Source organism: Marinobacterium aestuariivivens (genome assembly GCF_042661465.1).
Taxonomy (GTDB): Bacteria; Pseudomonadota; Gammaproteobacteria; order Pseudomonadales; family Balneatricaceae; genus Marinobacterium_A; species Marinobacterium_A aestuariivivens.
In genome coordinates, this window is record NZ_JBHSWE010000001.1 from 2,151,659 (window position 1) to 2,174,557 (window position 22,899).

The following is a 22,899-nucleotide window of genomic DNA, read 5'->3' on the forward strand; positions in this document are numbered from 1 at the left end:
CTGGTAAATTGAATGTCAGGCCTTGGCCTTGGCGATTTCGCGCAGGCGCTTCGTCACCGCATGATTGATGCTGCGCTGGGTGAAGCTGCCATCCTCCTTGAGACGGCCGGCGCTGCGCCCGGTCAGGATCTCGAGGCACTGGTCGACGCTTTCGACGGCGTAGATATGGAACCGGCCTTCGGTTACCGCGTCCATCACCTCCTTCTTGAGCATCAGGTTGCGCCCGTTGGCCTTCGGAATCACGGCACCCTGCTGGCCGGTCAGGCCGCGGGTGACGCAGAGCTTGAAGAAGCCCTCGATCTTCTCGTTGACGCCGCCGATGGCCTGAACTTCGCCATACTGGTTGATCGAGCCGGTAATGGCGTACTGCTGGCGAAGGGGTATGTGGGTCAGCGCCGAAATCAGGGTGCAGATCTCGGCCAGCGAGGCGCTGTCGCCATCGACATAGCCGTATGACTGCTCCAGCGCGATGCTGGCCGACAGCGTCAGCGGGAAATCCTGGGTGTACTTGTGCCCCAGGTATCCGGACAGGATCAGCACCCCCTTGGAGTGAATCGGCTGGCCGAGGGTGACCTCGCGCTCGATATCGATGATGCCCTTGGTGCCGGGGTGCACCGTCGCCGTAATCCGCGCCGGGGTACCAAAGGCGACATCGCCGACCTGCAGCACGGTCAGGCCGTTGGACTTGCCGACGGCCTCGCCCTCGGTGTCGATCAGCACGGTTTCGTTGAGAATGCTGTCCAGTATCTTCTGCGACAGCCGGCCGGTGCGCTTCTCCTTGGCATCCAACGCCATTTCGACATGCTTGTCGCTGATCAGCTCGTCGCCGGACTTGATGCGCTTGTAATCGGCCTCGCAGAGCAGATCCACCAGCTCGCCGATATGGGCCGACAGCAGTTCCTGATCCTCCGCCAGCCGCGAACTGTGCTCGACCAGGCGCGCCACGGCCCGGCGCGTCAGCGGCGCCAGCCCCTCCTCGTCAGCCAGGGTCTTCATCAGCCGGGCATAGTTGCGGATGGTCGAGGGCCGGCGTTCGACATCCTCGTCGAAATCGACGACGACACGGAACATCTTCTCGAAGTCCTGATCCAGTTCCTGCAGCAGGTAATACATGTCCCGCCCGCCGATCAATACCACCTTGACGTTGAGCGGGATCGGCTGCGGGCTCAGGGTGATGGTGCTGATGCCGGTATATTCGCTGATCGGATTCTCGATACGGATCTCGTGGGCCTTCAGCGCCCGCTTCAAAGCGCCGTAGACATAGGGCTGCTCCAGCAGCTTCTCGGCCTCGAGCACCAGGTAGCCGCCATTGGCGCGGTGCAAGGCACCGGGCCGGATCAGCGTGAAATTGGTGACCATGGCCCCCATATCGGAGTTGTATTCGATACGGCCGAACAGGTTCTCGTAATTCGGGTGGCTCTCGTGGATGACCGGCGCGCCCTTTGTCTTGCCGTTGTCGACCAGCAGGTTGACGCCGTAATTCTCTTCCATGTAGTTGCGACGGGCGGCATCGGTCTTGGCTTCGAGGGCGCCGTCCTCGCCGGCGATATCGCCGCTGTTGCGGACCAGGCTGACCTCCAGCCGCGTCAGGTATTCCGAAACGCCGCTGATGTTGGCATATTTCTCCTTCAGCGGCTGAATCAGCGGCGATACCGCATGATGGGCGGTTTCGCGGTCCAGCCGGCGCAACTGCTCGGCCGCCTCGCGGCGCCATTTCGGCAATTCGGTGAGGCTGTCGTTGAGATAGTCCTCGAGTTCGCTGATGGCCCGGCCGAAGTTCTCGCGCGCCTCCTCCGGCAGCTGGGAAAATGCCGCTTCATCCATCGCCTGGCCATCGGCGACCGGGGTGAAGCCGATGCTGCCGGCATCGCGATAGAGCGCAATGCTGTGATCGCGGGCGCGTCGCTCGACATCGTCGATGGCCTGCTCGTAACGGCGGTTGAAATCCCGTTCGATGCGGCTTTTCTGACGCTGATAGCCGGGGTTTTCGAACGCCGCCGGCAGTTCTGACAGCACCGTCTCGATCATGCGGCCTATGTCCTTGCGGAACTGGCCGGCCTTGCCGGACGGAAACTCCAGCGCCAGCGGGTAGCGGGAGTCGGAGAGGTTGTTGAGGTAGCACCAGTCCTTGGGCTTGTTGCGCTCCTTTTTCGCCACGGCCCGCAGGCTTTCCATCGCGAAGGAGAATCGCCCGGTATGGGGATTGCCCATGACGAAGAGATTGTAGCCGGGCCGGCGCATGCCGATCCCGAATTCCATCGCCTCGATGGCTCTTTCCTGGCCAAAGAATCCGGAGAAGGGCTCCAGCGTCTCGGTGGTCCGAAAGGGCAGAAGGTCCGCTTCGCAGGTGCGGTACAGGGCCTCGGGGGCTAACGGCTTCAGCTTTTCCATAGCAGTGCAGCTCTGTCAGTTGGTAAGGTCGCGCTCAGCCGTCGATGCTGCGTTCGCGGCAAGACGTGAATCGCGCAGTGTAGTCAGTCTACATAAGCGATAAACAACGCAGTCGCGGGCGCAGCAACGGCGGCCCGGCGGGAGTCCCGGAAAACGCTGCCGCCAGCGTTGCAATCACTCGACAGGGCGCCACCATGCCCGCGTGACCGCGCCTTGCCGGAAGCGCTTTCCGGGGCTCTGAGCCCTGACATTAGCAACTGACCGAGCTGCTACTCCACCGGCAATTTGTTTAGTTATACCTGCCGGCGGGGGCCCATGCAAGGCGCACCAGCGCCTGTGCATGAGCTTTTATCGTTTCTTAATCAATCAGTTAAGCTTTCACGGATGGACTTGATCAGGGTCCCGGTCCCCGGCCGGACGCCACGCCAGATCGAAAAGGACTCGGCCGCCTGCTCGACCAGCATGCCCAGCCCATCCAGCACGACCGACGCCTCCCGGGCCTCGGCCCAGCGACAGAAAACGGTCGGCTCGGCGCCGTACATCATGTCGTAGCACCAGGCGCCGTTCTCGAGCACCCCGTCCGGCAGCGGTGGCAGCTCGCCCCCGAGACTGGCAGCCGTGCCGTTGATCACCAGATCGAACTGATGGCCGTCCAGATCGTCGTAACCGCAGCCGCGAACCGGCCCGAGCTGTTCGAAGATCCTCGCCAGCTCTTCGGCTCTGGCCACCGTGCGGTTTGCGATCACCACCTCTTCCGGATGCTCCTCGAGCAGCGGCTGCAGTACGCCGCGCACCGCCCCGCCGGCACCGAGCAGCAGCACGCGCTTGCCGCGGATCAGGCCGCCATGATTGTCGACGATATCCCGCACCATGCCGATACCGTCGGTATTGTCGCCGCAGAGACGGCCCAGGGCATCCTGGTAGAGGGTATTGACGGCCCCGGCCAGCTCCGCCGCCGGGCTGCGGTGCTGGGCCGCCGCCCAGGCCCTCTGCTTGAACGGCACCGTGATATTGAGTCCCTTGCCGCCATGGGCAAAGAAATCCTTCACCGCAACTTCGAATCCCTGCTCGGGCACCAGCACCGCATCGTAGGTCAGCACCTGTCCGGTCTCGGTCGCGAAGGCCCGGTGGATCTGCGGCGACTTGCTGTGGCCGATGGGATTACCGAATACCGCGTAACGATCCATTATTCCGCCTCCAGCCAGTCACGGGGTTGCAGATAGATATCGTAGAGCTCGGCTTCGCGACTGCCGGGCTCCGGATGCCAGTCGTAGCTCCAGCGCACTTCCGGCGGCAGCGACATCAGGATCGACTCGGTGCGACCGCCCGACTGCAGCCCGAACAGGGTTCCCCGGTCGTACACGAGGTTGAACTCCACATAACGACCGCGACGGTGCAGCTGGAAATCACGTTCCCGTTCGCCATAGGCTGTATCCCTGCGCTTTTCGATAATCGGTACATAGGCCTGAAGATAGGCATCGCCGATCGAGCGCATCAGCCCGAAGCTCTTGTCGAAACCGAGCTCGTTGAGGTCATCGAAAAAGAGGCCGCCGATACCGCGGGGCTCATCACGGTGTTTGAGGTGGAAATAGTCGTCGCACCAGGCCTTGAAGCGGGGATAGATATCGTCGCCGAAGGGATCGCAGGCCTGCTTCGCCACCCGGTGCCAGTGCCGACAATCGTCCAGGTTGCCGTAGTAGGGCGTCAGATCGAAACCGCCACCGAACCACCAGACGGGCTCTTCACCCTCTTTCTCGGCGATGAAGAAGCGCACGTTGGCATGGGAGGTCGGGACATGGGGATTGTGCGGATGCAGTACCAGGGATACCCCCATGGCCTGGAAGCTTCGCCCGGCCAGCTCCGGCCGGTGGGCGGTCGCCGAACCGGGCAGGCGGTCACCGAATACATGGGAGAAATTGACTCCGCCCTTTTCGAACAGGGCACCATCGCTGATAACCCGGGTACGGCCACCACCGCCGGCTTCACGGGTCCACTGGTCGGTTTTGAAACGCTCGGCGCCATCGGCCAGTTCCAGCGTGGTGCAGATCCGGTCCTGCAGCTCCAGCAGATAGCCTTTGACGGCCTGAATATCGGGTTGGGTCATCCGGTCACCACCTGTGTAAGTATTCACTGACTGTTAAATCTTGTAAGTCTTGAGTGAACAGTACAGAGTTCACAGCAAAAGCGGCTGGCAGACACTGCTAACTCAGCACTGTTAACTGTTAACTCAACACTGTTAACTGTTCACTCAACACTTACTTGCGTATGAATTTGTTGCTGCCGATATCACGAATCTGGGTTGGCCGCTCGAGCCCCCCAGCTTGCCCGGCACGATATAATCGACCCTGCAGCCAAAGTAGGCGCTCACTTTCATTCGACTCTTCGCCGGCTGGGCCGTACTGGGGTTGGCCGATGTCGATACGACCGGACCGCCGAAGGCGTCGCAGAGTGCACGGACACCGGGATGGTTGCTGACCCGCACGGCAACGCTGCCGTGACTGCCCTTGACCCAGGCCGGCACCCAGTTCGCGGGATCCGGCAACAGCCAGGTGACAGGCCCCGGCCAAGTCTCGGCGAGTTGCTGGCGCTGCTGCGCATCGAGGCCGGCCAGCAGCGGCCGAATCTGCGACAGGTCGGCCGCCACCAGGATCAGGCCCTTGTGCATCGGACGGCGCTTGAGCCTGAGCAGGCGCTCAACCGCGTCCGGGTCAAAGGGGTCGCACCCCAGTCCCCATACTGCTTCGGTAGGATAGGCAATGACGCCGCCATTGTGCAGCACGCGTACTGCCTGATTCAGATGCCAGAAATTCATGTCGAACGCTTGGGTCACGACATCAACGCAGTCAGCGGCAGCGAAGATAGCCTCCTGCCACGGGCTCGATGACGCCTTTCAGTTCCAGGGAAACCAGCGTGGACAGGAGTTCGGGCGCAGCGAGTCCGGTATGCTCCACCAGCTGATCGATACCGGCAACATCATACCCCATTTTTTCCAGCAATGACGCCTCAGGCTGCGTCAGCTCCGGCGCGCAGGCCCCCGGCGTTTCGACCGGCACAAAGCAGCCAAGCAGCGCGCCAAGCTGTTCGATGATGTGCTCGACGCTCTCGACCAGTACGGCGCCCTCACGGATCAGCCGGTGGCAGCCATGGGCGTGGGGATTATGGATGGTACCGGGAATGGCGAAGACCTCGCGCCCCTGCTCGAGCGCCATCTTTGCCGTGATCAGCGAACCGCTGCGCGGCGCGGCCTCAACGACCAGTACCCCGACGCTGAGGCCACTGATAACACGATTGCGGCGGGGAAAATGAGCCGGAAGCGGGCCGGTACCGGGCAGGAACTCCGAGACCCAGGCGCCGCCGTTTTCCAGAATGCGTTCGGCCAGGGCGGCATGACGGCGAGGGTAGAGCCGGTCAGGCCCGGTGCCGAACACCGCCACCGTTGCCGCACCACGGTCGACGGCTGCCTGATGAGCCGCGCCGTCGATCCCCAGCGCCAGGCCGCTGGTAATTACCAGCCCGGCCTCGCTCAAGGCACCGGCAAAACGATAGGCATTGTCGGCACCGGCACGACTGGCGTGACGGCTACCAACCAGCGCGATCTGGGGCAGGGCGAGGCAGTCCGGATTGCCGCGCACGAACAGTACCGGCGGGGGATCGGCAATTTCCAGCAACAGTCCGGGGTAGGCGTCCTGGTCGGGCGTCAGGCATCTGACAGGGTTTCGTTCCAGCCAGTCGAGACAGCGTTCCAGACGCGCGAACGGCTCGCCGCGATTTTGATTCAGATCCTGGATGGCCTGCACGGTGACCCGGCGCGCGCCGGCCAGGCGCAACGCTCCCGGATCGGCATCGAGCAGTCGGGAGGGCGGGATACGGGCCACTGCAAGCCGCTTCAGCCCGACAGCACCGATTCCCGGCAGAAGGCTTGCAGCAATCCAGTCCCTTGGATTGCTGTACATGGTGTTAGTCCTCTGAATGGCGCCCCCGGCACTTCCACCAGAGGCCGTTGTCATGCGCCGGACTCAGCGCCCCGGTTCGTATACCCGGTCGCCCACCGACATGACGTTGGTGGCGTTGAGCACCAGGCCATAACTGACCTTGTCGAATACCTTGAACAGCATCAGCAGGCCCGCACGCTCTTCCGGCAGCGCGATCTGGTCGCCGGTGACCGGGTCCCTGACCAGCTCGCCCTGGCGGTAGATCGACATCACGTTGCCCGGCTCGACGGCATCCCGGGTACCGACATTCACCGCCACCGCATTGTACTGGCCGATCTTGGCGACACCGCCCAGCACGGACAGGATCAGGCCTTCGGTACCCTCGGGCACCGGCGCCGGCTCGAACAGCGACTGGATACGGGTCTCCTCGATCGGCAGCACCCGGTCCAGGACCCGGACTTCCTCGCGGGTCTTCTGCAGATCCAGCGTCAGGATGTCACCCTGCTGTGCGGGAATCGCGGTATCGGCGATTTTCAGCATTTCGAAACCGAGGAATTCACCGGTCTCGGGGTCCCGGTATTCCCGTGCCGGACGGTAGACCGCCTGCAACGGCTCTTCCGATTGCAGCTCGCCACGGGCATAGACGCGGTCGCCGGCCCCGGCAATGATGCTCTCGTTGCGCCCGCCCACCACATAGGGCGCGTTTTTCAGCAGGTCCTCGTCAGCCACCAGGTGATCGGACAGGAAGGCAATGATGTCCTTGAGCGGGATGGCCGGAATCGCGTCTTCGAGCGGAGACACCCGCGCCTTGGGACTCAGCCGCGCAATACCGGGACGCAGCGACAGCCGGGGCTGGCCGTCGACCCAGGTCAGATAGATGATGTCGCCGGGGTAGATAAGGTGGGGGTTGAAGATTTGCGGGTTCACCTGCCAGACGCTGGGCCACTGCCAGGGGTGTGACAGGAAACGTCCGGAAATGTCCCAGAGGGTATCCCCCTTGACGACCACATATTCGGTGGGATGGTCTTCCCGCAGCTGGATTCTGTCGCTGCGCACTTCCGCATTGGCGACCGAGACAGTGAGAAGCAGACAGGTGATCAGTCCGCACAGCAGTTTCTTCATACCCAGTTCCCTTGTTTTGGCTGCCTCGGCACTCTCCCCGGAGCGATCCGGAGCAATGCATTGAGCGATGATATCAGTATAATAGGCTGATAGTTGAATTTCGCCATTCAGAGCGCACTTTGCAACCCTATAAAACCGGATCCCATGGCAAAACTACCCATTCTCGAATTTCCCGACCCGCGCCTGCGTACCATCGCCGAACCGGTGGAACAGGTCACCGATGAAACCCGCCAGCTGATCGATGACATGTTCGAGACCATGTACGAGGCACCGGGCATCGGTCTCGCCGCCACCCAGGTCAATATACATCGCCGGATCATCACCATCGACATCTCCGAAGACCGCAGCGAACCCTGGTACTGATCAACCCGCGCTTCGAGGTGCTGGACCAGGAGATCGAGGAGATGCAGGAGGGTTGCCTGTCGGTGCCGGGATTCTATGAAAACGTCACCCGTCCGAACCATATCCGGGTACAGTCGCTCGACCGCGACGGCAATACCGTCGAGTTCGAGGCACGCGACCTGCTGGCGGTCTGCATTCAGCATGAAATCGACCACCTCGATGGCAAGCTTTTCGTGGATTACCTGTCTCCGCTCAAGCGCAACCGCATCCGCGGCAAACTCGAGAAAAAGCACCGCCACGAACAGCAGGCGGTTTAACAGGCCGTTGAAAAGCGTTAACGAGGCCGCTAGCGCGAGGCAAAAATCGGCGAAATGAGGGAGTTTATGTTCGATAAAAGACCGATTTGAGCCAATTTTTAACGCCGCGATAGCAACGCAGGTAGATTTTCAACAGCCTGCTAAGCTTCCTCTCGATTTCGAAGGACTGACAGGTCTGCCGCACAGGCCTGTTTTTTGATGGGAACTCCACGATGCCCGAACCGCTGAATATCGTCTTTGCCGGCACCCCCGATTTTGCCGCCGCCAGCCTGCAGGCCCTGCTTGAAACGGAACACAAAGTCATCGCCGTCTACACCCAGCCCGACCGACCCGCCGGCCGCGGCCGCAAGCTGACACCGAGCCCGGTCAAACAGCTGGCGCTGGAGCATGGCATCGAAGTGCGGCAGCCACTGTCACTGAGGGATCCAGAGGCCCAGGAAGGGCTTGCCGCGCTGGCACCGGATCTGATGGTCGTCGTCGCCTACGGCCTGCTGCTGCCCAAGGCGGTGCTGGAGACCCCGCGGCTGGGCTGCATCAACGTTCACGCGTCGCTGCTGCCACGCTGGCGTGGCGCCGCCCCGATTCACCGGGCGCTGCTGGCCGGCGACAGCGAAACCGGCGTCACCATCATGCAGATGGACGAAGGCCTGGATACCGGCGACATGCTGCTCAAGGCGAGCTGCCCGATTCTCGCCGACGATACCAGCGCCACCCTGCATGACCGCCTGGCGACAATCGGCGCCCGCGCCCTGGTCGATAGCCTGGCCGGCATCCGCGACGGCAGCATTGCCCGCGAGTCCCAGGACGACAGCCTGGCCACCTATGCCCACAAGCTGGAAAAACAGGAAGGTGATCTCGACTGGCAACAGCCGGCCGAGCAACTGGCCCGACAGGTGCGGGGACTCAGTCCCTGGCCGGTGGCCTTTACCCGGCTGGGCGAGGAAATCCTCAGGATATGGGCGGCCGAAGCGCTGGACAGCCCCAGCCATGGGCTTCCCGGTACGATCGTCGCGGCTGACAGGAACGGCATTCAGGTTGCCTGCGGTGAAGGCGTACTGAGGCTGAGCAAGCTGCAGTTGCCGGGCGGCAAGGCGCTGGAAGCCGCCGCCATGCTCAACGCCCGACGCGAGAGCTTCAGCATCGGCACGAGGCTGGGCAACGCATGAACCTGAGAGCCCTCGCCGCCCAGACACTCGCCCCGCTGCTGCAACACCGCGGTTCACTCAATGCCGTACTGCCGGCGGCGCTCGAGCGCTGTGAAGTGCGGGACCGGGCGCTGCTGCAGCAGCTCTGCTACGGCACTCTGCGCTTCGAACCGAGACTGTCCCGGATAACGGAGCGCCTGCTGAAGAAGCCTTTTCGCGACAAGGATGCGGATCTGCAGGCACTGCTGCTGCTCGGCCTCTACCAGCTGGACCAGAGCCGCGTCGCCGCCCACGCCGCCATCAGCGAAACCGTCGAAGCCGTCGGCGAACTGAACAAGGACTGGGCCCGCGGGCTGATCAACGCGGTGCTGCGCCGTTTTCAGCGCGACCGCGACGCCCTGATCGCCGAACTCGGTGGCCAGGAGGCTTTCCGCTACAACCATCCGGACTGGCTGATCGAAAAGCTGCGCCATAACTGGCCGCAACACTGGGAGCAGATCCTTGCGGCCAACGACCAGCCGGCACCGATGGCCCTCAGGGTCAATCTCGGCAAGCTCAGCCGTGCCGCCTATCTCGAACGGCTGCAGGCCGCCGGCCTCGAAGCCCGCCCGGGAGCCCTGGCCGAATCGGCCATCTACCTGCAGGAACCCTGTGATGTTGCGCGCCTGCCCGGCTTTGACGAGGGCCTGGTCAGCGTACAGGACGAGGCGGCGCAGCTCGCCGCCACGCTGCTCGACCCGCAGTCGGGCCAGCGGGTGCTGGATGCCTGTGCCGCCCCGGGCGGCAAGCTCTGTCACCTGCTCGAGCATCAGCCGGGCCTGGCGACGGCGGACGCGGTGGAACTGGAACCGGAGCGGGCCCGGCGCATCCATCAGAATCTCGAGCGCCTGGGACTGCAGAGCCAGGTGCATATAGGCGATGCCGCCGGGCAGGAGTGGTGGAACGGCCAGGCCTACGATTGCATCCTGCTGGATGCCCCTGCAGCGCCTCCGGCGTGATACGGCGCCATCCGGACATCAAGTACCTGCGGCGCAGCGAAGACCTCAAGGCGCTGGCCGAACTGCAGCTGCGCATTCTGCAGAACTGCTGGCAGATGCTGAGCACCGGCGGTCGACTGCTGTACGCCACCTGCTCGGTATTCCCGCAGGAGAACGAGCGGGTGCTGGCGCGCTTTCTCAAGGCGGAGGCCTCGGCCTCGGAGGTCGCCATCGAGCAGTCCTGGGGCGAAGCACAACCGCTGGGACGCCAGCTGTTCCCGCAGCCCGACGGTCATGACGGTTTCTACTACGCACTGTTGCAAAAGAACGCTGCACCGCAAAAGGATATAGCCACACCATGAAGATCATCCTGCTGGGGGCCGGCCAGGTCGGCGGAACGGTGGCCGAACATCTGGCCATCGAAGCCAACGATATCACCATCGTCGACTCCGACCCGGGCCGGCTACGCGAACTGCAGGACCGGCTGGACATCCGCACCCTCGAGGGCAAGGCCTCCTACCCAAGCGTCCTGGAGCGCGCCGGGGCCCAGGATGCCGACATGCTGATCGCCGTCACCAACAGTGACGAGGTCAACATGATCGCCTGCCAGCTCGCCCATACGCTGTTCAACATCCCCACCAAGATCGCCCGCGTGCGCGAGCACGACTACCTGCGCAAGGAGGGCGAGATCTTCAAGAACCAGGCGATACCGGTCGACGTGCTGATCAGCCCGGAACAGCTGGTGACGCGCCATATCCACCGTCTGATACAGCACCCCGGCGCGCTTCAGGTACTGGACTTCGCCGAGGGCCAGGCGCAGTTGGTTGCGGTCAAGGCCTATTACGGCGGCCCCCTGGTCGGGCGCGAGATATCCTTTCTGCGCGCCCACATGCCGGCGGTGGATACCCGCGTGGCGGCGATTTTCCGCCAGGACAGACCGATCATTCCCCAGGGCAATACGGTGATCGAAGCCGACGACGAAGTGTTCTTCATCGCCGCCCGTCGCGATATCCGAGCGGTAATGAGCGAACTGCGGCGGTTGGACAATCCCTACAAGCGCATCATCATTGCCGGTGGCGGCAATATCGGCGCCCGCCTGGCCACCAGCATCGAAAGCCAGTTCCAGGTCAAGATCATCGAGCGCAACATTCAGCGCTGCAACAACCTGGCCAAGACCCTGGACAGAACCATCGTGCTCAACGGCAGCGCCTCCGACCGGGATCTGCTGATCGAGGAGAACATCGAGGATACCGATGTCTTCCTGGCGCTGACCAACGACGACGAGGCCAACATCATGGCGTCGATGCTGGCCAAGCGACTCGGGGCCCGCACCGTGATGACGCTGATCAACAACCCGGCCTATGTCGACCTGGTGCAGGGCGGGATGATCGATATCGCGATATCGCCGCAACAGACCACGATCAGCGCACTGCTGACCCATGTCCGCCGGGGCGACGTGGCGGCGGTGCACTCGCTGCGACGCGGTGCCGCCGAGGCACTTGAGGCCGTCGCCCATGGCGACAAGCGCAGCTCCAAGGTGGTCGGCCGGGCCATCGAGGAGATCGACCTGCCGCCAGGCACGACCATCGGTGCTATCATCCGCAACGACGAGGTGCTGATCGCGCACGACGATGTGGTGATCGAAAATGGCGACCATGTCGTCCTGTTTCTGGTCGACAAGCGCCGTATCCGGGATGTGGAGCGTCTGTTCCAGGTCGGTCTGGCCTTTTTCTAAACGACGGACACACCATGCGTTACCGGGTCATACTGAAAATACTCGGCATCCTGCTGATGATATTCAGCCTCACGATGCTGCCGTCACTCGGCATTTCGTTCCTCTACGACGATGGTGCCCATCACGCCTTTTTTGCCGGCTTCGCCATTACCTGGCTGACCGGCTTCATTTCCTGGCTGCCGGTCTACCGGGTTCGGGAGGAGCTGCGCACCCGCGACGGCTTCCTGATCACGGTGCTGTTCTGGACGGTACTGGGGGTCTTCGGGGCCGTGCCACTGATGCTGTCGGAGGACCCGCACCTGCGCATCGTCGATGCGGTATTCGAGTCGATCTCGGGGCTGACCACCACCGGCGCCACTGTGATGACCGGTATCGACCAGCTGCCGAAGTCGATTCTGTTCTATCGCCAGCAGCTGCAGTGGCTGGGCGGCATGGGGATCATCGTGCTCGCGGTCGCCATCCTGCCGATGCTCGGCATCGGTGGCATGCAGCTCTATCGCGCCGAGACTCCGGGCCCGGTCAAGGATACCAAGCTGACGCCACGCATCACCGAAACCGCCAAGGCGCTCTGGTACATCTACCTGTCGCTGACCATCGCCTGCGGCCTCGGCTACTGGCTCGCCGGCATGACCCCTTCGATGCCATCGCCCACAGCTTCTCGACCGTCGCGATCGGAGGTTTCTCGACTCACGACGCCAGCATCGGCTATTTCGACAGCCCGCTGATCGAGGCGATCGCCATTTTTTTCATGGTCGTATCGGGGGTCAATTTCGGGCTGCACTTTTTCGCCTGGAGACAGCGCTCGCTAGCCCATTACTTCCAGGATCCCGAATTCCGCTTCTATCTCAGCCTGCTCGGCCTGATCACCTGCATATCACTGTTCGTGCTGGTCATGACCGATACCTTCGCACCCGACGAGGCCCTGCGCCGATCGGCCTTCATGGTGGTCTCGATCGCGACCACCACGGGCTTCGCCACCGCGGACTTCGCCCACTGGCCGGTGATGCTGCCGTTCCTGCTGTTCGTCATGGCCTTCGTCGGCGGCTGCGCGGCCTCGACCGGCGGCGGCATGAAGGTGATCCGCATCCTGCTGATCCTCAAGCAGGGCTATCGCGAGATCAAACGCCTGGTCCACCCCAATGCGATCATTCCGGTGAAGATCGGCAACAGGCCGATTTCGGACCGGGTGCTCGAGGCGGTCTGGGGTTTCTTCTCGGTCTACCTGATCGTCTTCGTGCTGATGCTGATCGCGCTGCTCGGCACCGGTCTGGACCAGGTCACGGCCTGGTCGGCGGTGGGTGCGACGCTCAACAACCTGGGGCCGGGCCTCGGCGGCGTCGCCACCCATTTCGGCGGTCTCAACGATACCGCGAAATGGATCCTCTGCTTCGCAATGCTGCTCGGACGGCTGGAGGTCTTTACCCTGCTGGTGCTCTTTACCCCGATCTTCTGGCGGCGGTGATGCAAAGGTTACGCGTTACGCGTTACCACACTTACCGATACAGCTTCGGCTCGCCCCTGGGGCGGCGGCTGAAACGTCGGTACTCCCACTGGTACTGGGCGGGCAGGGCGCGAACGCACTGTTCGACCGAGCGGTTCATCGCCGCGGCGGCCTTTTCCAGATCAGGATCGCCGATACCCTCTTCGGCCGCGCGGAAGAACAACTCGAAACCTTCACCCCCGGGCAGGCGTTTTGCGTAACCACAAATCACCCGGGCGCCGGTCTGCCGCGCCAGCTGCGGCAACAGTTTCATTGTCAGTGCCTGAACACCGAAGAAGGGGCGAAAATCCCCCTGGCGGTCCGGCTCCTGGTCCGGCAGGATCCCCACCATTTCGCCGCGCTTGAGTGCTTTCATCACCATCCTCACCCCCGAGGCATTGGCGGGTGCCATCGCCGAACCCAGCCGGGCGCGCCGGCGCCTGATCAGATCGTCCATCAGCTTCAGCTGCGGCGGCTTGTACATCGCGGTGAAGGGGCGGTAACGGTTGGAGACGTAGAGGTTGAGCACCTCCCAGTTGCCCAGATGGGGCGCGATCAGCAGGACGCCACGACCCTCGTCCAGTGCATCCCTGATCAGCGACTCGCCATGCACGGCCCGGACCTTGCCAAGGCTTCGGGCGGGCGACCAGAGCCAGGACATGCCCATCTCGGCCATTGCACGACCGGTTTCCTCGAGGCTTTCGGCCACCAGCCGCTCACGCGCTTCGACGTCCAGTTCCGGAAAGCAGAGCTCGATGTTGCGCCGGGTATTGCCGGCCAGCTTGCTGCCGGATTTGCCCGCCTGGCGCCGTCCGAACCAGCCCCCAGGGCATGGGCGAGTCTCAGCGGCAAGAGTGCCAGCAGTCCCAGTACCAGTATCGCCAACGCCGCTTTCAGTTTGTCCAGCACGACATCTTCCTTAGGTTGCTCCTTCCTGCGTCGGGGCATTATATCCGATTCCCAGGGCGACGAATCCCCGCGCCCTTGACGCAAGGATGGATTTCCGGCCACCGGCTCCTCTCCGACCCCTCAGTTTTGTCCCGTTTCGTGTATAATTCCGCTCTTATTTTGGCCAATCGACTAGTAGATGGTGATCTTCGTGACTGAAAAGGTGACCCCAGACGTCAGCACCTTCCAGGGCTTGATCCTGGCTTTGCAGCAATACTGGGCAGAGCAGGGCTGCGTCATCGTTCAGCCGCTGGATATGGAAGTTGGTGCGGGCACCTTCCATCCGGCGACCTTCCTGCGCTCCATCGGCCCGGAAAACTGGCGTTCCGCCTATGTCCAGCCGAGCCGGCGGCCGACCGACGGCCGCTACGGCGAGAACCCCAACCGCCTGCAGCATTACTACCAGTTCCAGGTGGTGATCAAGCCGTCGCCCGACAATTTCCAGGAGCTCTACCTCGGCTCGCTCGAGCACATGGGGCTGGATCTCGGCGTGCATGACGTACGTTTCGTCGAAGACAACTGGGAATCGCCCACCCTGGGCGCCTGGGGCCTGGGCTGGGAAGTCTGGCTCAACGGCATGGAAGTGACCCAGTTCACCTACTTCCAGCAGGCCGGTGGCCTCGAGTGCTACCCTGTGACCGGCGAGATCACCTATGGCCTCGAACGTATCGCGATGTACCTGCAGGAGGTCGACAGCGTCTACGACCTGATCTGGGCGCGCCACCCCGATGGCAGCGTCGTGACCTATGGCGATGTCTACCACCAGAATGAAGTGGAGCAGTCGACCTACAACTTCGAATACGCCGACGTCGAAACCCTGTTCGGCAACTTCGACTTCCACGAGCGTGAATGCAACAAGCTGCTGTCCCTCGAGAAGCCCCTGCCGCTGCCGGCCTACGAACAGGCGCTGAAGGCCTCGCATACCTTCAACCTGCTGGATGCCCGCCACGCGATCTCGGTCACCGAACGCCAGCGTTACATCCTGCGCGTGCGCACCCTGGCCCGTGACGTGGCCCATGCCTATTTCAATGCCCGCAAGGCCCTCGGCTTCCCGCTGGCGGACCCGGCAATCCGCGACGAAGTACTGGCTGCCTGTGCTGAGGAGAACGACTGATGGCCCACGATTTTCTGTTTGAACTCGGCACCGAGGAGCTGCCGCCCAAAGCCCTGCTGAGCCTGTCGCGCGCGCTCGAAGCGGAAGTACGCAGCGGCCTGCAGTCGGTACTCGGCGACCAGGCGGCCGAGCTGCTCCAGTCCGCCGTCTTCCGGGCCTATGCCGCGCCGCGCCGGCTGGCATTGCTGATCGAGCATCTCTGCACCGAGATACCGGCCAGCGTCTTCTTCGTCCAGGGCCGCCGGCGCGCATCGCCTTCGATGCCGATGGCGCTCCGAGCAAGGCGCTCGAGGGCTTCGCACGCAAATGTGGCACCCAGGTCGAGACACTGGTCGAGCAGGACGGCAAGATGTGTTTCCGGCAGGAAACCGCCGCTAAGCCGCTGGCGCAGGAACTGCCCGGCATCATCCAGTACGCCCTGGACAAGCTGCCGATTCCGAAGCGGATGCGCTGGGGCGCGTCGCGCAACGAGTTCGTGCGCCCGGTGAAATGGGTCTGCATGCTGTTCGGTGACGAAGTGATCGACTGCGAGATCGCCGGCCTCAGGGCGGGCCGCAAGACCCGCGGTCACCGCTTCCACTACAACCACGATATCGACCTGATCGCTCCGGCGGACTACGAGCGGGTACTGCGCGACAACGGCAAGGTCATCGCCGATTTCGCCGAGCGCCGCGAACTGATCCGCGGCCAGTTGCTGGCCGAAGCCGACAAGATAGGCGGTGAAGTGGTCATCGATCCCGGTCTGCTCGACGAAGTGACCGCACTGAACGAATGGCCGGTGGCCCTGACCGGGCGCTTCGAGGAGCGCTTCCTCGACGTCCCGGCGCAGGCACTGATCTCGACCATGGCCGACAACCAGAAGTACTTCCACCTGCTGGACGCAGAGGGCAGGCTGATGCCGTACTTCATCACCGTCGCCAACATCGCCTCGAAGGAGCCGCAGCAGATCATCGACGGTAACGAGAAGGTCATCCGTCCGCGCCTGGCCGACGCCGCCTTCTTCTTCGAGAACGACAAGAAAGCCTCGCTCGAATCCCGCATCGACAAGCTTCGGGCAATCGTCTTCCAGAAGGACCTCGGCACGGTTTACGACAAGACCGAACGCGTCGCCCGGCTGGCCGGCGTGATCGCCGGGCGGATCGGCGGCAACCCGGCCTGGGCCGAGCGCGCCGCCCGGCTGTCAAAATCGGACCTGGTCACCGAGATGGTGCTGGAGTTTCCGGAGCTGCAGGGGCTGATGGGTTACCACTACGCCCTCAACGACGGCGAGCCGGAAGAGGTCGCCCTGGCCCAGGACGAGCAGTACATGCCGCGCTTCGCCGGCGACCGCCTGCCGGAAACCCTGACCGGTGCCGCGGTGGCCATTGCCGACCGGCTCGACACCCTGGTCGGACTCTTCGGCATCAACCAGCCCCCGACCGGCTCCAAGGACCCCTTCGCGCTGCGCCGCGCCACCCTCGGCGTGCTGCGCATCATCGTCGAGAAGGAGCTGGACCTGGATCTCGTCGAACTGCTGCAGGTGGCGGCGGACAGCCATGCGGATCTGCCGGCCCGGGAAGGACTCGAAAGCCGCGTCATCGACTTCATGCTGGAGCGTTTCCGCGCCTGGTATGAGGATGCCGGTATTCCGGTCGAGACCTTCCTCGCGGTCCATGCGCTGAAGCCGACACGGCCGCTGGACTTCGACCGCCGCGTCCGCGCCGTCGCCCATTTCCGCACGCTGCCGGAAGCCGATGCGCTGGCCGCCGGCAACAAGCGTGTCAGCAACATTCTCGGCAAGCAGGGCGGCGACATCCGCGCCACCGTCGACGAGGCTCTGTTGCAGGAGGAAGCCGAGCGGGCACTGGCCGAGCGGGTGCGGGCGCTGCAGCTCGAATTGCAACCCGCATTCGGCAACGGCGACTACCAGACCGCTCTCGAGCAGCTCGCCAGCCTCAGGGATGTGGTTGACCGCTTCTTCGACGAAGTCATGGTCATGGCCGACGACGAAGCCGTTCGCGGCAACCGCATTGCGCTGCTGTCGCAGCTGCGTGCGCTCTTCCTCGGTGTCGCCGATATCTCCGTGATCGGCAGCTAAGGCAGATCACGGAATCAAAGAAACCCGCCGGCTGGCGGGTTTCTTTTGGTTCCACGTGAAACATCCGGTCGCTCAGCAGCGACCAGGATCAACTTTTATCTTTTCCCCCTGAACCGGCCGAGCATCCCGGCCGGCATATTGCCCATCACCGAACCGGCCAGCACCAGCGTCATGCCGAGCAGCAGGCCCGGCGTGATCTGTTCGCCGAAAAGCGGCACCGCCAGACCAGCAGACAGCACCGGCACCAGGGCCATCAACGCCCCCATGCGTGTTGCGTCAAGCAGCTGTACGGCCCGCACATAGCAGATCATCTGAACGATGGTCGCCAGCACGCCCTGGTAGAGCCCCTGGCTCAGCAGCATCGTCCAGGACACGTCAGCCAACGAAGTCGGCAGCAGGGTCATGTAGACCGGCAGATAAAGCATCGCCGTCACTACCACCACACCGACTGTCGCCGTCCAGGGATCCAGTGCCCAGGCCCGCAGCAGGGCGGTATACAACGCCCAGCACAGGCAGGCCAGGACGAAATAGAGGTCGCCGGTCCAGTACTGGGCCGAAGTGGCCAGGGTCTCGGCCAGCAGTATCAGTATGCCACTGCTGCTGATCAGGATACCCCGCCAGACTTTGGCGGCCTTGCGCTCGCCGGCAAAGGCTGTCGCCGCCAGCGCGATCGTGATGGGCATCAGCCCGGGCAGCAGCAGGGCAGCATGGGTGGCCGGCGCCCGCTCGAAGCCGCTGTAGACGAAACAGCCGTAGCCAAGGCCGCCGACCAGACCAAGCACCAGAATGCGAACATTGAAAAGCTGTTGTCGCTTCAGCCAGGCCAGCGGTATCAGCAACAGCACCGCGGTGCCAAAGCGGATCGCCAGCATATCGGTCATGCCCAGCGCCGCCAGCGTGCCGGCTCGCGACACTAGAATAAAACCGGTCCAGATCAGAATGGCCGCCATGGCATAGCAGAGTCCGATGGCCACGGGCCCCGTTGGCGAAAGTCTCCGCAGTGCGGTCATAGGTCATTGTCTCTTTATCAGGGTGACTGGCAGAGATAGAATAGCGCCCGAATACTTTCACTAACATCGAATAATAGTGAACATCATTTTCATTTTTTATGAATGACAATCGAGGGGAGGACGGATGATGGATATCTCGGATCTTCAGGTCTTCAAAGCCGTTGTCGAGACCGGAGGCATCACCCGGGCCGCCGAACGGCTCCATCGCGTGCCCTCGAACGTCACCGCCAGAGTCCAGAAGCTGGAAGAGACGCTTGGCCTGGCGCTGTTCAACCGCGAGAAAAACCGCCTCAGGATCACCCCGGCCGGAACCCGCCTGATGGCCTATGCCGACCAGCTGCTGCAGCTTCACCAGCAGGCGATCGACGAGCTGACCAACCCGGAGCCTGCCGGTCTGCTGCGTGTCGGCTCGATGGAGAGCACGGCCGCGGCGCGCCTGCCGGCAGTGCTGGTCGACTTCCACCGGCGTTTTCCGAAAGTCGATATCGAGCTTGCGACCGGCGCCTCCGGCCTCCTGGTCGAGAGGGTATTGCGGGGCGAACTGGACGTCGCGCTCGCGGCTGATCCGGTACCGGATGAGCGCCTCGAGAAGGTACCCTGTTTCGATGAACGACTGGTGGTCGTCAAGCCATCCTCGCTCGCCGGCACCCGGGGCCCGCGGCGCTACCAGCGAGCCTGACCGTGGTCGGTTTTACCCAGGGCTGTTCGTACCGCAACAGGATCGAGCGCTGGCTCGCACAGGGCCATCGTCATTGTGACCGCATGATCGAGATCCCGAGCCATCACACCATGCTGGCCTGCGTCATGGCCGGCATGGGTATCGCGATGCTGCCGCGAGCCGTGCTGGCGCTGCACCCGATGCTCGACGGCCTGTCGGTCGAGGACCCGGGTGCGCCGCTCAACGATGCCACCACCTTCCTGCTTTGGCGTCGTGACAGCAGGCTGCCGGCGATCGACGCACTGCGGCAACTCCTGGCGGAGGTGAGGGACGGCCGCTTCAGGAGCTCAGATAACGGCGTTCGAGATGACGCCGGAACCAGTCCGGATTGAGCGACTCGCCAGTGGCCTGGCGCATCAGCTCGTCGCTGTCCAGCAGGCTGCCATGCTGCCAGACCCGGGATTGCAACCATTCGAACAGCGGCCGGAAGTTACCGCTCGCAAGGTGCGGGTCGAGGGGTCCCAGATCGCGCTCCAGGGCTCCTGGAACTGGGCCGCCGCGAGCGCCCCCAGCGTATAGGTCGGGAAGTAGCCGAAGCCACCATCGGTCCAGTGGATATCCTGCATGCAGCCGTTGCGGTAATCGTTGCCGGTACCCAGGCCGAGATAGGCCTTCATCTTCAGGTCCCAGAGTTCCGGCAGGTCGGCCACCTCGATGCGGCCTTCGATCAGGTCACGCTCGAGCTCGAAACGCAGCAGTATATGGAAGGGATAGGTGACCTCGTCGGCATCGACCCGGATCAGGCCGGGCTGAACCCTCTGCAACAGGCTTCTCAGCTTGTCCGAACCCAGTGACGCAGCATCGGCCTGCGGAAATGCCTGGCGCAGCTGTGGCGACAGCCAGTCCAGAAAAGCGGGGTGGCGGGCGATCTGCATCTCGAACAGCAGGCTTTGGCTTTCATGGATGCCCATCGACCGGGCCCGTCCGGCGGGCTGTGCAAGCCAGGCCGACGGCAGGTTCTGTTCGTAGCAGGCATGTCCGGTCTCATGAACGATGCCCATCAGGCTCTCGATGAAGCCCTCTTCGGTATAGCGGGAGGTCAGACGTACATCCTCCGGAACGCCGCCACAGAAGGGGTGAGTGCTGACATCGAGCCGACCGCGCCGAAAGTCGAACCCCAGCCGCTCCATCAAGCGCACCCCAGCTCGCGCTGTGACGCGGCCGGAAAGGGCCCCTTGGGCTGTGGCGGCCTCAAGAGGGCCTGCCTTTCGAGGCATCGCTCGAGCAGCTCCGGCAGCCAGCCCTTCATCCGGTCAAAGAGAGCATCCAGCCTCGCCAGGCTCATGCCCGGCTCGTAAAGTTCGAGCAGCGCCTCGTAGGCGCCCGTGCCCAGGGCGTCACCGCGGATTTCCGCTTCCTCGCGAGCGAGCTTCACAACTTCGGCAAGATTGGCTGCGAAGCCCGGCCAGTCATTGTTGCGACGTTGCTCTCGCCAGGCATGTTCGCAACGCGAGCCGGCCAGGGACTGGGCCTCGACCAGAGCGGGAGGCACGACCAGGGCCCGCTGCCAGCGCCTGTGCATCTCGCGCAGGTTCGCCCGCTGCTCCGGCGTCAGGTCCTCTTCCTCCGCCTGCAGCAACCAGCCTTCGAGGCGCGGATCGGTCAGCCGTTCATGTACCACCAGTGCCAGTTCCGCCAGCGCATCGGCCCTGGCCTCGTTGCTCCCGGCGGGCATCATCACGGCCTGATCCCAGTGACAGAGGGCGCCGAGATGCTCGAGCCGGTGCAGTTGGCTGAAATGCCGTTCGAGTTTCAGATAGCCAGACATCATGGCGGAAAACCTCCTGCCCCCAATCGCTTCGTCAAGCCAGGTGACTACAGAACCAGTCGGCGGCCAGCTCGGCCACCTGCTCCAGAGCGCCGGTCTCCTCGAACAGGTGGGTGGCGCCCGGTACGATGCTCAGCTCCCGCACCGCCCCCAGAACGGCGTAAGCCTGCTCGTTCAGCTCCAGCACGGCTTCGTCATTGCCACCGACGATCAGCAATGTGGGCGCTCTGACGAAGGCGAGAGCATCGCCTGCGAGGTCCGGCCGCCCCCTCGAAACGACGGCTCCGACCCGTTCCGGCAGCCGGGCCGCCGCTTTCAGTGCGGCCGCCGCGCCGGTGCTGGCACCGAAGTAGCCGATCGCCATAGCCCTGAACTCCGGCTGGTCATCCACCCAGGCCGTTGCCGCCAGCAGCCGCTCGGTGAGCAGCTCGATATCGAATCGCCGGGCATAGACCCGGTCTTCCTCTTCGGTCAGCAAGTCGAACAGCAGGGTACCGATGCCCCGTTCGCGCAGACTTTCCGCGACGTAATTGTTGCGTCGACTCAAGCGGCTGCTGCCGCTGCCATGGGCAAAAAGCACCAGGCGGCAACAATCGTCCGGCAGGCCGAGCAAACCCGGATGACGGGACGCTCCGAAGAACAGTTCCACTTCCGCCGCAGCAGGAATATCGGTGGTCATCATCGCCCTCCAGACAAACCGATAGAGGATGTTCGTCTTCCTCCACAAGCTTAGCTCAGTGACGGGCGCTATCGCGGTCATAGGCTCTGTCGTATGATCGACCGGGTCAACGGACATTTCACAAGGAGGACCCGATGGCCGGTACCAGTCTGCTGGCACTGCTCGACGATATCGCGACAGTGCTCGATGACATTTCCGTGATGACCAAGGTTGCCGCGAAGAAAACCGCCGGCGTGCTCGGTGACGACCTGGCGCTGAATGCCGAGCAGGTGACAGGCGTCCGGGCCGATCGCGAGCTGCCGGTTGTCTGGGCAGTGGCCAAGGGCTCGCTGCTCAACAAACTGATTCTGGTACCGGCGGCACTGCTGATCAGCGCGATTGCGCCCTGGCTGATTTTGCCGATGCTGATGCTCGGCGGAGCCTATCTCTGTTACGAGGGATTCGAGAAGCTGGCGCACCGCTGGCTGCACGGCGCCCGGGAGCAGCAGCAGGAGCACCGCGAGAAGCTTGAGGCGCTCGCCGACCCCTCCATCGACCTGGTGGCCTTCGAGCGGAACAAGATTCGGGGCGCCATACGCACCGACTTCATTCTGTCGGCCGAGATCATCGTCATCGCGCTCGGCATCGTCGGTGGAGCCAGCTTCACCACCCAGGTGGCGGTCGTCAGTACTATAGCGCTATGCATGACGATTGCGGTGTACAGCCTTGTCGGAGGTATCGTCAAGCTCGATGACGCGGGATTGTTTCTGATCGGCCGCGACGAAGGCAGCCCCCTCCATGGCCCCGGCCGGGCGTTCGGGAAACTGCTGCTCAAGGGGGCGCCGTGGCTGATGAAAATGCTGTCGGTGGTCGGCACCGCGGCGATGTTTCTGGTGGGGGTGGCATCTTGGTACATGGCCTGCCCGGTGCCGAACACTGGCAGCATCAGGTCGCCGACCAGCTTGCACAGGCGACTTCACTCGGCCATGCGCTTGCCTGGGTCCTGGCTCCGGTGAGCAATGCGCTGATCGGCATTCTGGCCGGTGCTGTGCTGCTGGGCGTAGCTGAACTCGCCGGCCGGCTGTTTCGCAGACCGGCATAGTTCCACGTGGAACAGGGCAAGGACCGCAGGCCTCGACGGCCCGCGGTCTGCATCGAGTCTCAG

13 protein-coding genes and 6 pseudogenes are annotated in these 22,899 nt (G+C 63.4%); 9 read left to right on the top strand and 10 right to left on the bottom strand.

Annotated elements, in window-relative coordinates; all coding sequences use genetic code 11:
- Positions 1-15 precede the first annotated feature (15 nt).
- From ACFQDL_RS11230 to ACFQDL_RS11255, 6 genes are all read right to left on the bottom strand, one after another.
- Positions 16-2,391, bottom strand: a complete 2,376-nt coding sequence (locus tag ACFQDL_RS11230; RefSeq protein WP_379909096.1) for a Lon protease family protein — start codon at positions 2,389-2,391, stop codon at positions 16-18.
- Between the two features lie 362 nt (positions 2,392-2,753).
- Positions 2,754-3,578 carry a shikimate dehydrogenase gene (gene aroE / locus ACFQDL_RS11235; protein WP_379909097.1) on the bottom strand — a complete coding sequence of 275 codons (825 nt, stop codon included), beginning with the start codon at positions 3,576-3,578 and terminating at the stop codon, positions 2,754-2,756.
- Positions 3,578-4,495, bottom strand: a complete 918-nt coding sequence (gene hemF / locus ACFQDL_RS11240) for an oxygen-dependent coproporphyrinogen oxidase (protein WP_379909098.1) — start codon at positions 4,493-4,495, stop codon at positions 3,578-3,580. The genes aroE and hemF overlap by 1 nt, the downstream gene beginning before the upstream one ends.
- Positions 4,496-4,639: 144 nt before the next feature.
- Positions 4,640-5,203 (bottom strand): L-threonylcarbamoyladenylate synthase type 1 TsaC, encoded by a 564-nt coding sequence (tsaC, locus tag ACFQDL_RS11245; protein ID WP_379909099.1) that lies wholly within the window; start codon positions 5,201-5,203, stop codon positions 4,640-4,642.
- A 31-nt stretch (positions 5,204-5,234) separates the two neighbouring features.
- Entirely contained in the window at positions 5,235-6,344 is a 1,110-nt protein-coding gene (dprA, locus tag ACFQDL_RS11250; protein ID WP_379909100.1) for a DNA-processing protein DprA, read from the bottom strand.
- Between the two features lie 63 nt (positions 6,345-6,407).
- The gene (locus ACFQDL_RS11255; protein ID WP_379909101.1) at positions 6,408-7,445 is read right to left on the bottom strand and encodes a LysM peptidoglycan-binding domain-containing protein; all 1,038 of its coding nucleotides are present in this window, start codon (positions 7,443-7,445) and stop codon (positions 6,408-6,410) included.
- Positions 7,446-7,589: 144 nt separating this feature from the next.
- Here ACFQDL_RS11255 and def point away from each other — a divergent pair.
- The 5 genes and pseudogenes from def (at position 7,590) to ACFQDL_RS11280 (ending at position 13,423) form a co-directional block, all read left to right on the top strand.
- Positions 7,590-8,104, top strand: a pseudogene (def, locus tag ACFQDL_RS11260) (peptide deformylase).
- A 212-nt stretch (positions 8,105-8,316) separates the two neighbouring features.
- Positions 8,317-9,270 (top strand): methionyl-tRNA formyltransferase, encoded by a 954-nt coding sequence (gene fmt, locus ACFQDL_RS11265; RefSeq protein ID WP_379909102.1) that lies wholly within the window; start codon positions 8,317-8,319, stop codon positions 9,268-9,270.
- Positions 9,267-10,588 (top strand): annotated as a pseudogene (gene rsmB, locus ACFQDL_RS11270) (16S rRNA (cytosine(967)-C(5))-methyltransferase RsmB). Before fmt ends, rsmB begins: the two are co-directional and overlap by 4 nt.
- Positions 10,585-11,961 (top strand): Trk system potassium transporter TrkA, encoded by a 1,377-nt coding sequence (trkA, locus tag ACFQDL_RS11275; RefSeq protein WP_379909103.1) that lies wholly within the window; start codon positions 10,585-10,587, stop codon positions 11,959-11,961. The pseudogene rsmB and the gene trkA overlap by 4 nt, the downstream one beginning before the upstream one ends.
- A 14-nt stretch (positions 11,962-11,975) precedes the next feature.
- Positions 11,976-13,423 (top strand): annotated as a pseudogene (locus tag ACFQDL_RS11280) (TrkH family potassium uptake protein).
- A 31-nt stretch (positions 13,424-13,454) separates the two neighbouring features.
- Here the strand turns inward: ACFQDL_RS11280 and ACFQDL_RS11285 are convergent.
- On the bottom strand, positions 13,455-14,222 hold the full coding sequence (locus ACFQDL_RS11285; protein WP_379913025.1) for a lysophospholipid acyltransferase family protein: 768 nt from the start codon (positions 14,220-14,222) through the stop codon (positions 13,455-13,457).
- 306 nt (positions 14,223-14,528) lie between these two features.
- On the opposite strand from ACFQDL_RS11285, the gene glyQ reads away from it, so the two are divergent.
- Entirely contained in the window at positions 14,529-15,503 is a 975-nt protein-coding gene (glyQ, locus tag ACFQDL_RS11290) for a glycine--tRNA ligase subunit alpha (RefSeq protein WP_379909104.1), read from the top strand.
- A pseudogene (gene glyS / locus ACFQDL_RS11295) lies at positions 15,503-17,580 on the top strand (glycine--tRNA ligase subunit beta). Before glyQ ends, glyS begins: the two are co-directional and overlap by 1 nt.
- Before the next feature lie 95 nt (positions 17,581-17,675).
- Here glyS and ACFQDL_RS11300 read toward each other — a convergent pair.
- Positions 17,676-18,590, bottom strand: coding sequence for a DMT family transporter (locus ACFQDL_RS11300; RefSeq protein ID WP_379909106.1), 915 nt, complete (start codon positions 18,588-18,590; stop codon positions 17,676-17,678).
- Positions 18,591-18,717: 127 nt separating this feature from the next.
- Between ACFQDL_RS11300 and ACFQDL_RS11305 the strand changes: the two are divergent.
- Positions 18,718-19,640, top strand: a pseudogene (locus ACFQDL_RS11305) (LysR substrate-binding domain-containing protein).
- Here ACFQDL_RS11305 and ACFQDL_RS11310 read toward each other — a convergent pair.
- Positions 19,588-21,079, bottom strand: a pseudogene (locus ACFQDL_RS11310) (carboxypeptidase M32). The pseudogenes ACFQDL_RS11305 and ACFQDL_RS11310 sit on opposite strands and share 53 nt — an antisense overlap.
- A 31-nt stretch (positions 21,080-21,110) precedes the next feature.
- Positions 21,111-21,755 (bottom strand): dienelactone hydrolase family protein, encoded by a 645-nt coding sequence (locus ACFQDL_RS11315; protein WP_379909107.1) that lies wholly within the window; start codon positions 21,753-21,755, stop codon positions 21,111-21,113.
- A 134-nt stretch (positions 21,756-21,889) separates the two neighbouring features.
- On the opposite strand from ACFQDL_RS11315, the gene ACFQDL_RS11320 reads away from it, so the two are divergent.
- On the top strand, positions 21,890-22,750 hold the full coding sequence (locus ACFQDL_RS11320) for a DUF808 domain-containing protein (RefSeq protein ID WP_379909108.1): 861 nt from the start codon (positions 21,890-21,892) through the stop codon (positions 22,748-22,750).
- Positions 22,751-22,899 lie beyond the last annotated feature (149 nt).